This is a genomic window from Cohnella endophytica (assembly GCF_003628305.1).
Classification (GTDB): domain Bacteria; phylum Bacillota; class Bacilli; order Paenibacillales; family Paenibacillaceae; genus Cohnella; species Cohnella endophytica.
This window is the reverse complement of sequence record NZ_RBZM01000006.1, coordinates 62738-77016: the sequence shown is the minus strand read 5'-3', so window position 1 is coordinate 77016 and position 14279 is coordinate 62738. Positions and strand designations below refer to the sequence as shown.

Genomic DNA, 14279 nt, shown 5'->3' with positions numbered 1-14279 from the left:
GAATGAGCATCGGTTCAAAAAACGGGACGAAGCAGAGGTAACTCCCCGCTTCGTCCCGTTTACGCCCAATCTTACGCGATTCCCAGCAATTCGCTTACCGTCACGAGGCTATAGCCCTGTTCGATCAGCTCCGGAACCAGAATCGAAATCGCCTCCAACGATTGGGAACGGTCCCCGAACCCGTCATGGAATAACAGGATGGCCCCCTTACGAACCCCGGCGCGCGACGATTCCAGAATATACTCGACGCCCGGAGTTTCCCAATCGCGCGAATCCGTGTTCAGAGCATGAATGATGGGATAACCGAATTGTTCGGCCACCGAAAGCAAATCGTCGCTGACATCCAGGAAAGGAGGCCGGAACGTGTTCGGTTTTGTTCCGATCGCTTCGACGATGAGTTTCTCCGCTCTTAACAGCTCCTCGAATTGCTCTTCCCTCCCGAGCTCGGGAAGATGGGGATGGGAGTAACTATGATTGCCCAGTTCATGCCCTTCCTCGTAGATTCGCTTCGCGAGATCGGGGTATTGTTCCATGTTCGTTCCTAACACGTAGAAAGTCGCTTTAGCGCCATGCTTCCGGAATACTTCTAGAAATAGAGGAGTCCACTCCGGGTTCGGTCCATCGTCGAAGGTGATCGCAAGAAGCTTGTCTTCGGTTTTTACTTCGTTATAAATCTTGGACGCCGCTCTCGCTTCCCCAGACAAGGCAAATATGCGAGAGGGGAACACATCGAATTCTTTCTTATGCGTTACCGCTAGCTTATCGCCGTCAATACGAAACTCGAAGCGCTCTTTGTAAGCCGTCTCCAATTGTCTTACCGTCATTACGAACGTGTTCTCGTCCTCCCAGGCTGCGGATGCCGAGAATCGTATTTTCCTGTTTCGGGTATTCCACTCGTTGATTGCCCAGTCGTTCTGCCCGAGTTCGACGCGGCGAACGACTCCCGATTGGACGATGTCGAGCTTATACGTTAGAGAATCGATACGTATCGTCAACTCTTGGATACAAGCTTCGTTCTGTTCCATGATGAAATGCCTCGCGATTTTCCGGTTGTCGGGGCTGACCCGATTTCCCTCCGTCTTCAAGGCAAGCGCGACGAGCTTATCGGCAAGCGCCGCATGTCCTGCTGCGTTGGCGGGCATCGCTTCTTTGCGCTCGTTAAGAGCGGGAAGCAGCGTCTCCCACACACGGTCCATCACCGGTGCCAAGTCGGTGACGGCCGCGGTGAAAGCCAGAACGGCATCCTGCTCGGGCATCACGATCGCGACTTGTCCGAACGCTCCGTCCGCTCTGTACGCGCCATGTCTGCACATCCAGAATTGATAACCATACCCTTGGGACCAATCGTTATTCGGATCGTCTCCATTGGCAATATGGCTACGCGAGGATTCCTCGATCCATGCCTCCGGCAACAGTTTCTTCCCATTCCAAATGCCTTTGTTCAAGTACAATTGCCCGAACTTCGCGATATGCTCGGTGGAGACGCTCAGACCCCAACCGCCTACCGTAACGCCCCTTGGGCAAGCTTCCCAATGGATGTCGCGAATGCCCAAAGGCTCGAATAATCGAGGCGTCAAGTAATCCATTACGGTTTGTCCCGTCGCTTGTTGAACGATCGCGGAAAGCATATAGCTTGCGCCGCTATTATAGAGAAACCGGGAACCCGGCGCTTCTAGGACCGGGGTATCCATGAATACGCGTACCCAATCTCCGTCCTCGCGCTCCATAAAACGATACACCGGATCCTCGGTCTGTCCGGTCGACATCGTCAGCAAATGCTTGACTGTCATATCGGACCAACCTGGCGAAGGCTCGGAAGGCGTTCGTTCCGGAAAGAAGGAAAGCACCCGATCGTCGACCGACAGTTTTCCTTCGGACACGGCAAATCCGACGGCCGCCGACGTAAAGCTCTTGCTGACGGAGTTGCTAAGACGTAACGATTGCGGCGTATACGGCTTCCATCCCCCTTCGGCGATGACGTGGCCGGCCCTAATGAGCATGAACGTGTGAATCTCCTGTCCGCTTTGCTCCAAGGAGTCCACGAACTCAATTAGAGCTTCGGAGGACACACCTTGCTCCTCCGGCGTGCATCTTGGCAAAGTATGCGTAGACATATGACTCGCTCCTATCGGCAGAATAACTATAGCCTAGTGGGCATGACGAATTTAGTCAATATTGGAATTCGATAAAAAGGCACTCCCGCAATTGTCGCGGGAGTGCCTCCGATTTTACTTCTAGTGAGTAATCAGATTGTAGATCACCTGCGCCGCTTCCGCTCTGGTAGTCAACGCTTTGGGAGCGAACACTCCCGCGCCTTTACCGTTGATCAGCGATAAATCGTGCGCTAAACGCGCATATTCTCTCGCCCATGAGGAAATCGAACTCGTATCCGTGAAAGGAGTCTGGCTAGTCGTATTTCCTATCGGAGCGGAGTGTTTCCATGCGTAAGCTTTCATAAGCATGGTAACCATTTCCTCCCTAGAGATCAGCCCCTCCGGATCGAAGGCATTCGAGTTACGGCCATTTACGATCCCCGCTTGATAAGCTAATGCTACCGCATCGGCATACCATGCGTTTTCCGGAACGTCGGTAAACGATTTCGTTCCCTTGTCGGTCAGCTTCAGGACATGAACGAGCAATGCCGTGAATTCTGCCCGCGTAATGTTACGATTCGGTTCAAAGCTTGCGGCATCGACGCCGTTAACGATTTGTTTGGCTGCCAATGCGGCAATGACTTGCGCTGCCCAATGGTTAGGTTGGACATCCTTAAACGTCTTTTTCAATTCAAGCGCCGCATATTTGCTGAAATGATTGACTTGAACGACTAACTCTCCATTGTCGAAATACCCTTCGACATATTCAAGCTTGCCATCATTACCGATGTAGTAAACGCCGGTAACATTAGGATCCGCTCCGGCAGCAACCTTCAGACGTAGCGTCATCGGTTCGTTAAACTTACCGAGAAGCTGCGTAGCGCCGTTATTCGTCGTAATCGAGAAATTGAACTCGTATACTTCTCCGACTGCCTTAACCTGCGCCGCCATTCGCGTGCTAGCTTGGTTCAACAACTGTTCGGTCGCCGAAGGAGAAAGCGGAGACCATGTCAAGGATATTGAGCTTCCGGCCGCATCATTCTTTGAGACGAGAGCCTCAAGCTGCTTAAACAGCGCGGAAGGAATACCGAACGAGACGTTTTCTCCTTGCAGGTTGATATTCTTGATTGCTTCGTTCCGGATAGCCGACAATGGAATCTTCACTTCCTTGGATTCCGATGAAAGCTTGACCGCTACGTTTCCTTTGGCATCGGGAATAAGCTCTGCGGAAGTTAACGCTATCGTTCCCGGGCTTACCGGTGTGACCGGCGTTTGCGGCAATGGATTATTGTTATCCGAAACCCGGATTAACCCGGCAATCGCCGCCTGCAAGGCTGCCGCCGCGGCATCTACCTCCGACTGCGCGGCTTCCGTATTCTCATTCGCGTCGACTGCGGCCGTTAACGCGGTTAGCAACGTAGCCCACGTCTCCGCGGTAAACTTCGTGCTATCCAATGCCTGCGCAGTCGTGATTACTTCGACTAGAGCCGTCTTGCTGACTTCCGGCTCGCCTACTTCAGGCTCGCTCTCGACTAGCCCGGCAATCGCCGTTTGCAAGGCCGCTGCCGCAGCATTAACCTCCGACTGCGTGGCATCGGTGTTCGTATTTACGCTTACTGCGGCCGTCAACGCGGTTTGCAGCGTAGCCCATGTCTCCGTCGTATACTGCGTGCTATCTAGTGCTTGAGCCGCCGTGATTTTAGCGACTAGGATCGTCTTGCTAACTCCCGGTTCGCCAGTTTCGGTCTCTTGTTCGACTAGACCGGCAATCGCCGAATGCAATGCCGTTGCCGCAGCATTAACTTCCGCCTGCGCGGCTTCGATATTCGCATTCACGCCGATTGCGGCCGTCAATGCGGTTTGAAGCGTAGCCCACGTCTCCGTTGTATACTGCGCTTCGCTTAACGCAAGCGCGGTTGTAATTTTATCGACCAACGTTGCTTTGCTTACCCCGTAGTAGAATTCTAGCTCCGCTACGTTAGAGCCAGATTGTCCGTTGACTGGCGCCAACCGATAGTATCTGTACGATTTATTGTTGCTTAGGGAAACTACGTTCCATCCGGCGGCAGGAGTTCCGGAGATCGTATACAGATTATCGTACCCTGTGTTCGTGCCCGAGTTAGAACCTTGAATAATTGCTCCTGCCATTAGATTCTCAAAGCCCGTGCGCGGATAAAATCTCACCGTCGTTACTTGTTTGTCATTGCCCGCTCCGAGATCCTTGCCGACGTATGCGTTATTCGCACCGGTATTGAAATACGTCGTCGTATTTCCGTCAAACGGAGCTGCCGCTTGCGTTGCCGCCTGTCCTCCCGTAACGGAACTGAAATTGCTGCCCGTTACTAACGTTAATGGCGCAACATTGGAAATCGTGATCAGCGTCTCTCCCGATACGCCGGGAGAACCGTTGGAAGTCGCCTTTACCTTCACGACTCCGTTCGCTTTGGCGAACAACACGCCGCTATTCGCATCGATGACCGCCACGTTCGTAGCCGAACCGTTCGCTGAAGTCACGCTCCAAGCAACGGTATCATCCGTTGCGTTAGTAGGTGTTACTTCGGCAACCATCCGCAGGGTACGCGAGCCGTTCAATTCCGTTACTCCTCCGACGGCGCTCACCTTAATTTCGGAAGCATCTACGACCTGATAAAATTCAATGTCGTCTATTTGTCCCCATACGGAGCTTGCCGATTGCGCGTCCACTCCGATCGTAGCCGTTCCGTTCGTGACGACAATATCGGCTACTGTATATTTCTTCCATGCAGCCCAGCCGGTATTGGCGATGTTAACCGTTTTCTTCACGTCGCCGAATCCTTCCGCATACAGCTGAAGCTTGTTGTCGCCCCCGCCTCCCGAAACCCATGCCGTTAGCTTGTAAGTTCCGTTCGCCAAACCGGTATATTGCTGAAGGACCTTGAAATCTCCGCCGCTATTGCCCATTGCGTAATGGAATGCCGCTTGGCCGGTATGCGCGTTTCCGGCATTAATCTCGATGCTGGTCGCTTCCGGATTACTTCCCGTTACCGTCCAATCGCTCATCGTTCCCGTTTCGAATCCCGGGTTTTTGACCAAATTCTGATAAGGGACGACCACGATCTTGATCGCCGCTCGTAGATTCGTATTCGCTATCGTTCCGTTAAGGGTAAAGCTGCCTACGATCCCGAGTTTGGTCGCATCGTAGGAATCCCATACAACGGCCTCGTCCTTGATCGACCCGTCGCTATATAGAACTTTAACCGTTGCCGGTAGCGTCGGAGTCGTATGTTTAGGTACCGTGCAATCCAAAGATGCGAACACATTGACTCTATTTAACGGGATCGAATCTCCCGGTAAATATTGATAAGCCTTTAGGGAATCCAGAGCATTGCCCGAAGTGTCGAACAGCGCCAAATTCGCCCAGTTGTTCGCCGGACCCGTAATCCAGGCAGGCTCCCAATAGAAGACGCCGGCTCCTTTGCCGTTCTTGACCTTGGACACCGCATTCATCGTTGCGAGCAAGTACGTTTTCTGTCCTTCCACCGTAGCGGGGAACCCGGCGATATCTACCTGCGGTTGTCCGACCAAACCTCCGGAAGCGGACACCTTGTACGGGTAGGCGGCTTCCGCTACGACAACCTGCTTGCCGTAACGCTCGGCCATATCGTCCATATTGTGCTGCAATTGATCGAAAGTGCCATGCCAGTACGGATAATAAGACATCCCGATCACATCGTATTCGACGTTCCGGCTTTTCATATTGTCGAAGAAATTTTCGTAGATTTCGTTGTTTCCGCCCTCGGCAAGATGCAGCATGATCTTAGTGTCATGGTTTGCCGGGTTCGTGTCGTGAACGGCTTTAATTCCTTCCTTCAACAAATCCGCTAAATTATCGAAGTTAGGGGTCTTGCCCGTATCCCACAAAATTCCGTTATTGATTTCATTACCGATCTGCACCATGTCCGGATAAGCGTTCTTTGCCTTTAACGAATTCAGAATATCCGCGGTGTAGTCGTATAGCGCCTTCTTCAAATCCGTAAAGCTTAAATCTTTCCAAGCGGCGGGTTTGTTCTGTTGTCCAGGATCCGCCCAGAAATCGGAATAATGGAAATCAAGCAGGAAACGCATCCCTTTGGCTTTAATTCTTTGCGCCATCGCAATGGTTTTGTCCTTATCGTTGAAATACCTCGCGTTACTGCCGGGATTGTTCCATATTCTTAAGCGGATATAGTTAACTCCGTTATCTTTCAGAATATCCAGCAGATCCTTCTGAACGCCATTGTCGTAAAACTTTACGTTAAGCGACTCCAGCTCCTGAAGCGTCGATATATCCACGCCTTTCATGAAAGGTTCCGTCTTGACGGTGACAGAAGGCCCGGTTGACGTCCAAATGTCCGAACCGTAGCTTGCTTCTACCTTAAAGGTATAAGACGTATCTTGCGACAACCCGGTCACGCGATAGTTGGTCGACGTAATGTCGGAGGCGATCAGCTTGCCGTTCTGATACACCTTATATCCCGTCACGCTGGCAGGATCGTCGATCCCGGACCAGTTCAGGCTCATTCCGGTCGGATCTACTTGCGATGCGGTCAACGTCTTCGCGGATCCCCATTTCGCAATCGAAACCGCCTCGTAGAATTCAACGTCGTCGAAGACGCCCCATTTGTTGCCGGCCGGAGTCGTGACGTCCAGACCGATCGTAATCGATGTGCTAGTCGGAACGATCTCCAAGGAATACTGGCGCCAATCGTTCCATGCGTAGTTAATCATGTCCTTATTGATCCGGGTGCCCGCGTCATCCGCGAAAAGCTGCAGCTTGTCGGCGCCCGCGGGAATCCAAGAATCTCCCGAGCTCCACGCTTTAAGCACGTAGGTTTTGCCCGGCGTCAAGTTGGATATCGTTTGCTTTAAGGAGAAGGAGGTTACTTTCGTCGTGTAGTAGCTGACCGATTTCGCGCCTCCATGGATATTACCGTTACCGTTTCCGGCGGAAACCGTTCCAGTCGTATTCGTTGGCGTCCAGCTTGCGAACGTCGCATTGGAACCCGATCCGCTGCTTGTCTCGAATCCCGGATTAAGCGCTAGATTAGCGGAACCGGACGGATTCGTCGTAATGTTTACAGAAGCTTGAATAGGAGATCCCGCAACCGAACCGTATAACTTAAACGTGCCCACTTGCTTCAGCTTGTCTAACGCTGCCTCGTTCCAATCCCAGGTCACGGCAACGCTTCCCATATCTCCATCGTTATAGACAAGAGACACCGAAGCCGGGAGGGTAGGCTTGACCTTCACGTTGGTCGTTACGCCCGCCAGCGGCATAATCGTAGCGATCTCTTTCGTCGGGAAACTTCCAGGTAAATAACGGAACGCGTCAAGCGAAGGAAGCGCATTGCCCTGAAAGTCGAAAAAGGCTTGATTATCCCAGGCGTTGCCTTCGTTAACTTTCCAGCCGGCTTGATAGACTCCCGCTTTCTTCGGTACCGGGATCCACGCCGGTTCCCAATAGAAAACGCCTAATCCCTTGCCGTTATTCACCGTGGCTACCATATTCATAACCGTTTCTAAGAACGCTTTTTGCCCGGCAGGCGTAATCGGGAACCCATTGGTATCCCCTTCCGTCTGTTTCGCGATATTTTCCCATCCGTCTCCGTCTTCCAAAGTGAAAGGATGAGCCGTCTCGGCGATGACCACTTCTTTGTTGTATTTCGCGGACAAGAAATTCATATCGTTCTTGAACGCTTTGTAAGAACCGTGCCAGTAAGGATAATAAGAGAGGCCGATGACATCGAAATCGACGTTGTTGTTATTCAGCCTATCGTAAAAAGTCGTGTAGGAACTATTCGTAGTCGTATCCGTAGAGCTCCAGCTATGCGCGACATGGATCATGATCTTGACTCGGTCGGCTCCTGCTGGAGTCGTCTCGCGTACCGCGCGGACCCCTTCCTTAATCAATTCGACCAGGTTCGCTCCCGTACCGTTTAGCGACGCGTTCGAGCTGTCGCCGGCATTGTTCTTAAGCAGCATGCCCGGGTTGATCTCGTTGCCGATCTGCACCATATCCGGGTAAGCGTTAACCGCCTCCAGCGTCTGCATGACATCCGCCGTGTAATTGTACAGCGCGCCTTTCAGGTCGGCGATCGTCGTATATTGAACCCATTCCGCCGGTTTGACCTGAGCGCCGGGATCCGCCCAGAAGTCGGAATAATGGAAATCTACCAGAAGCTTCAGACCTTTGGATTTCACCCGCTGAGCCAAGGCGACAAGATGGGTTTTATCGTTATAATAAACCCCGTTCGGGTCGGCTCCGGCTTGAACCGGGTTATTCCATACCCGCAGTCGGATATAGTTCACGCCGTGATCCTTGAGAATGTCCAGCAAATCCTTCTCGACGCCGTTGTCGAAGTATTTGCCGCCGGCATCCTCGATCGCTTGCAGCGTCGAAATATCGGCTCCCTTAATGAAGGTCCCCGGATCGGATGCGGCCGCCGCAGCTTGGTGAACACCCGCGGAAAATACGCTCGATATCAAACTTATTACAAGGGTTAAAGATAGAAACGACAATAGAAGTCTGCGATACCCTCTCATTTCATCAACTCTCCTCTGTTCATAGAATCTTTATGTAAGCTAACTTCAATAAGCGTGCTCACTAATTGTAAACGCTTCAAAATGACGATTACATGGCACTAAGGAAAGGAATAAGCACTTTTATCAACGCAAAAACGCGGCACTGCCCCCGAAGAGGTTAGCCGCGTTTCGATATTTCCCATATCCTTACTCCGCAGTAAAAGTCAGCTTATTCTAGAGTGACGACGGATAATACCCGTAAACAAGCACTAGCACATTAATAAGCGATTAGGTTATCGAAACTTACATTATTACTGAATCCTCCACGAACACCGATCGCGCCATTTTTGTAAGTGGAGTCAGACACATCGATCTTCAATGCATTGTTGACGTAAACTTGCATTCGATTTCCTGTAATGACGACCTTTAAGTTGTACCAAACGTTAGACGCAATCGTATTCGAAGCGCTGCCTAGTTGCGTATAAGAGTTATTGAACCTTCCAAGCAATACGGTGCCTCCCGTATCGATTCCCGCGCCGTATCCTTTGAATGTATCTGCACCATTTCCCGGATTTTGTACGTTCCAAAGCAGGCTTCCTTGTCCGGTCCCGTTAATTCGAACATCGGCTTGAAGCGTATAGGACTCGTTATTAACCAGCGGACTAAGTATGGATTTAGGGGCGCTGCCGGACGTCATGTTGTACGTTCCCCCGGAAAAGCTCCATGTTCCTTCGTAATTCGTCCAACCGGGATTCGTCGCGCTGCTGAAATCGTTCGCGTAAAGGAAAGGCGTTACGACAACGTTATCGAAAGTCGCGCTATTCCCGAATCCCCCGCGAAGACCGATTGTTCCTTTGGAATAAGAGGTGTCGGTCTGATCCAACTTCAGCACCCCGTCGCGGAAAACTTGAATTCGTCCGTTTGTTTTTACGATTTTGAGCTTATAATTGGTTCCCGTTGAAATCGTGGCGGACGCGCTGCCAAGGGAAGTAAAGTTATTGTTAAACTTACCGAGCCATACCGAACCGCCGGAATCAATGCCTGCCGCATATCCGATAAAATTGTCCGCTCCGGCGCTCGGCGAGGCTGCGCTAAAAATGATACTCGCTTGCCCCGCGTTATTTAGCTTCACGTCGGCTTCAACGCTGTAATTAACGAGCGATACGTAAGGGTCCACGATCGACTTATCTCCGCTGCTTGAAGAAACGGTGTAGGCACCGCCGGAAACCGTCCAAGTACCGCCGTATTTGCTCCAACCGGCATCGTTGCCATCATTGAAGTCATACGAGAACGTACTCTTCACGTTCATAAAGGCGAGTTGAATGTTATTTCCGCCCCCTGCCCGCGAAGCGGAGTTCATAATCGCGATTTCGTTGGGTCCCGTCTGATATACGCTAGCCCACAAGCTGCTTGCCCACGGGAAGGTATCGTTTTTATACCAAGTCGTTCCGTAATCATTGCTAAAAGAGAGGGTGTTTACATTAGATACGATCGCTAGTCTGCCATCACTCATGGAAAGGACATACGGAGCGCCTAATTGATCCGGGACCTGAGTTCCGATTCCGCTTGACCATGTGTAACCGTCATTTGAAGTTTTACTAAAAATGTTGCAGCCCTGCGTACCGCACACTTCCAAAGCTAAAATATATTTTCCGTTTGCCATCTTGGTCCACACCGGCATCCCCGGACGGGCCGACGAGTTGGACGGATCCCAGGCAGCGTATATTTCACTTCCCCAGGTTGCGCCCCCATCCGAGGAAATTTTTTCCGATATGATTTGGCTGTACGATGGCGATTCCGTAACGTGCTTTTCGTTAGCGTAAAATACGGCTAGACGCCCGTCCGCAAGAAAGCCCATATGAGGTTCGTATACGCCTTTGTCCGGATTACCGAGACTTCCAGGCGTTCCGTTATTCTGATCGATGGTGCTCAAATAGGACCAGTTTGCTCCAAGATTTGTACTTTTGTATACATATAATTTATAGGATTCCTGCCAACGTACCGATCGGGCGGCCAACAAAACATCGCCGTTCGGCATTTGCACCATTTGCGCGTTATCGAGATCCCTTCCGGGATCCGAGATATTGGATACAACGGTCCAAGTTGCGCCATTATTCGTGCTTTTCGAAACGCGTAGTCTCGTGCCTCCGTTAGCATCGCGCGTATAGCCGTTATTGTCGTAAATCGTATAGGCTGCCAACCAATCGCCGTTTGTTAAACGTAGCATTCGACCATACTGGGAACCGAAGGTGCCCGGAGATATTCCTCTGGCATCGGTTCCGGCATCCGTGAACGCGGATATGTTATTTACCGTAACGGTGCTAGTAGAGGTTGCCGGTCCGCCAGCCGCCGAAACCATTCCGGAACAAAGCACTAGCCATATCGCCAACGTCAGCATTGTCATTGCAAGTTTCCTCATCATTGAATCCTCCTTTTATATTCGCTTACATTTATTATTTTAGTTACGCTTACATACAGGATATAGACTAAGCTTAGGTTAATTGGATGACTCCCCGTAAATCCGTACAACAAAAAACGAGCCCGCAACCTCGATCGGTTGCGGGCTCGTTGCTTCTCTTATTCAAGTTGTCCGATACACATCTGAATGTTATGTCCTTCATTAGGGCGGGCTGCCGAATTCAACAAGAGGAACCGATTGTCGTCCAACGCATAAAGGCTTGGCCATAGATGACTTGTAAAAGGCAACGATTCAACCGTGTACCAGGACTCCCCTTCGTCCCGGCTGACGGAAATTTGTCCCGAATTCGAAGTCACCATCCAGGTGCCGTCTTGTAATTGTTCAAAATAAGGCCCGCCGTGCTGCGCGGGAATGATCGTACCGTTACCTGCTTCCCAGTGAATGCCATCGTTCGAAATTTTATAGAAGATAGCCGCAGACACGCATTGATACATGACAAGATGTACCACTTCGAAGACGACGATATAGCGGCCGTCTTGCAATCTTGTCCATACGGACATCCCCGGGCGGAGATGAGGACTCGTGGGATCCCATGCCACCCAAATTTCTTCGCCCCAAGTTCTACCGTCGTCTTCGGATATTTTTTGCGAAATGATTTGGCTGTAGTAGGGCGGCTCAATGACGTGTTTCTCGTTGGCGTACATAACGGAAAGGCGACCATCGTCTAAGCGATAGAAATGCGGTTCATAGACTCCTTTATCCGGATTGCCTAGACTCCCCGGCGAACCGTTCATTTCGTCGATCGTCGACCAGAATGCCCAAGTACGGCCTCCATCCGTGCTTTTATACACGTGCAATTGATAAGATTCATGCCATCGCACGGAACGGCAGCTCAGCAATAAGTCTCCATTGTCGAGTTCGATAAGCTGTCCATTATCTAAATCCCTCGAAGGATGACCGAGTTCGGACAGTCGCTCCCACGAATTTCCTTTATCATGACTGATTGCAAACTCCAGCTTGTTGCCGCCGCTTGCTTCATACGTATAACCGTTATTGTCGTAAATCGTATATACGGTCAGCCATGATCCATCCCGTAATAAGACCATTCGCCCATACTGGGAACCGAATTTTCCGGGATGCGAATAACGTGCGTCAAGACCCAGATCTTCAAAGGCAGGAAGCTCATGAATCAGCACGGGCTTTTCCCATTTTGCAGAAATCGTTCCTTTTGCACTCATAGCGTCATCTCCATTCAAATGGTTATGTTTGCCGGTCAAAATTCGAAATATCTCGATTTCATCATGCCGATAAGGGCTTCCGTCCCGATGATAGAGATCGTGTTGCCAGGAGCTAAAATCCAAATCCATATGCTGGATCCAATCCCAAGGCTCATGCGTCTGCGTTTTTCCGTTGACAAGCCCCCAATGGAAGCATGCGATACCTTCCTTGCGATAAAGTGGCAAATGGTCTTTTACTTCGTTTTTAAACGGCCGATGCAGCCATTCGGTTATGAACAGAGGCCGTCCGTATACTTTGAAAGCCTCGATCAGTTGTACGGAGAGCTCGATCGGACCGTAATAATGGAAGGATACGACATCTGACAACGCTACTGCCCGCTCCTCGATAGGAGTCAATTCGCCCGGACGGCATCGATCAAAGTAATCGTGGTAAAAGTCCCACGGCCCTGCCGTCAATGGCTGAACAGGGTCCATTTCGCGTGCCCAAGCGAAGGCCGCTTCCATCGCATCCATACTCTTGTTCACATTGCCATGTCCGTCCGACCCGGAATTGCCCGGCTCATTCCAGATGTCCCACGCAAGAATTCTTTTGTCGTTACGATACTTGCCTACCAGTTCTTTAACGAACCGCTCCATATCCGGCCAATTGTCCCGATTGTCCGCCATATGATAACTCGGGTCGATTGACTGTTCTTGACTTCTCGGCGGAAAACCTCCGTGATAGCCAGGCACCGGCTCGGGTTGCTTACCGAAACGCGGTTTAACGGATGCATGCTCGATTGGCCTTCTTCCGCAGTCGTCGAAAAAAATCGGCATCAACGAGATGCCATATGCTTCGATCAGATCCAGAAAGGCGTCAAAACGCGCCATAAAGCCCTCATGCTCGTACTTCCATACCTCGTACGGAAGAAGCATACGCACGCTGTTGATGCCGGTATATGCGGCGAGCGCTAATTCTTTCTCCATTGTTTTCCGAACTTTATCGTGGTTATAGGCTTGCCAAATCTCAAGGATTCCCAAGCAATTACTCGGAATGTAGTTGCATCCTACGATCCATCCGCGTTCCCGATACCAGTTCCAAGCTCTTTCTCTGGACCAAATGTCCGCCAAACTAATCCCTCCGATATACTACTTGATGCCGGTCATGGCGATTCCGCTGACAAAGAATCGTTGCGCGAATAAATAAGCCGCAAGCGTTGGAACGGACGCAAGCAACAACCCTGTAAGCACAAAACTGTAATCGGTTCCGTACTTTCCGGCGAACAAGGCGATTGCCGCCTGAATCGGCCGAAACTGCTCTGAATTCGTCAGCAACAGAGGGTACAGCAAATCGTTCCAGTTACCCATGAATATAAATACGCCGAGCGTAACGAAAGCCGGCTTGCAAAGCGGCAACATGATTCTAAAATAAATCCGAAATTCGCTAGCGCCATCTATTCTTCCCGACTCCTCCAGATCTTTGGGAAGCGTGAGGAAAAATTGACGCATCATGAAGATTCCGAAAGCATCCGCTGCCCTGGGAATAATTAACCCTTGGTAAGTGTCGATCATCCCCAGCTTATAGATGATCAGGAACAACGGCGTCATCGTAACTTGGAACGGGATCATCATGGTGCAAAGGATGAGAATAAACAGCAAATTTCTTCCCTTAAATTGCAGTCTGGCAAAAGCGTAACCGGCCATTGAATTCAGAAATAGGGCAATGGCAACCACGGAGCATGAGAACACCAGAGAATTCAGGAAATACCGGCCGAAAGGAACTTCCGACCATATTTTCGTGTAAGTGCTGAAATCATAAGTTACGGGCAGCAAGCGTTCCGGCGATCCCAGAACTTCCCCCATTGGCTTGACTGATGTGCTCGCCATCCAAATAAACGGAAATATCGTGGCCACCGCAAGAACAATCAAGAGCAACCCGATTATCCAACGGCCAAGGTCGACGCTTTGTCGTCGATTCATCGCGGATTCCACTTCATTGTTACCTCCATC

5 protein-coding genes are annotated in these 14279 nt (G+C 50.8%); all 5 read right to left on the bottom strand.

What is annotated here, in order from left to right:
• Positions 1-71 precede the first annotated feature (71 nt).
• The 5 genes from D7Z26_RS28005 to D7Z26_RS14300 all read right to left on the bottom strand — a co-directional run bounded on the left by D7Z26_RS28005 (position 72) and on the right by D7Z26_RS14300 (position 14249).
• Positions 72-2114 (bottom strand): serine hydrolase, encoded by a 2043-nt coding sequence (locus D7Z26_RS28005; RefSeq protein WP_120977669.1) that lies wholly within the window; start codon positions 2112-2114, stop codon positions 72-74.
• A gap of 120 nt (positions 2115-2234) precedes the next feature.
• The gene (locus D7Z26_RS14315; protein WP_120977668.1) at positions 2235-8654 is read right to left on the bottom strand and encodes a glycosyl hydrolase 53 family protein; all 6420 of its coding nucleotides are present in this window, start codon (positions 8652-8654) and stop codon (positions 2235-2237) included.
• 256 nt (positions 8655-8910) lie between these two features.
• Positions 8911-11052, bottom strand: coding sequence for a family 16 glycoside hydrolase (locus D7Z26_RS14310; RefSeq protein WP_120977667.1), 2142 nt, complete (start codon positions 11050-11052; stop codon positions 8911-8913).
• A 158-nt stretch (positions 11053-11210) separates the two neighbouring features.
• Positions 11211-13400: a sialidase family protein gene (locus D7Z26_RS14305; protein ID WP_120977666.1), complete on the bottom strand. Its 2190-nt coding sequence runs from the start codon at positions 13398-13400 to the stop codon at positions 11211-11213.
• Positions 13401-13418: 18 nt separating this feature from the next.
• Entirely contained in the window at positions 13419-14249 is an 831-nt protein-coding gene (locus tag D7Z26_RS14300) for a carbohydrate ABC transporter permease (protein WP_233566913.1), read from the bottom strand.
• Between the last annotated feature and the right edge of the window lie 30 nt (positions 14250-14279).

What these genes read in the sequence shown, in the direction of transcription:
- D7Z26_RS28005 (WP_120977669.1), bottom strand. Translation starts at nt 2,114, where the DNA reads ATGTCTACGCATACTTTGCCAAGATGCACGCCGGAGGAGCAAGGTGTG.
- D7Z26_RS14315 (WP_120977668.1), bottom strand. Translation starts at nt 8,654, where the DNA reads ATGAGAGGGTATCGCAGACTTCTATTGTCGTTTCTATCTTTAACCCTT.
- D7Z26_RS14310 (WP_120977667.1), bottom strand. Translation starts at nt 11,052, where the DNA reads ATGAGGAAACTTGCAATGACAATGCTGACGTTGGCGATATGGCTAGTG.
- D7Z26_RS14300 (WP_233566913.1), bottom strand. Translation starts at nt 14,249, where the DNA reads ATGAATCGACGACAAAGCGTCGACCTTGGCCGTTGGATAATCGGGTTG.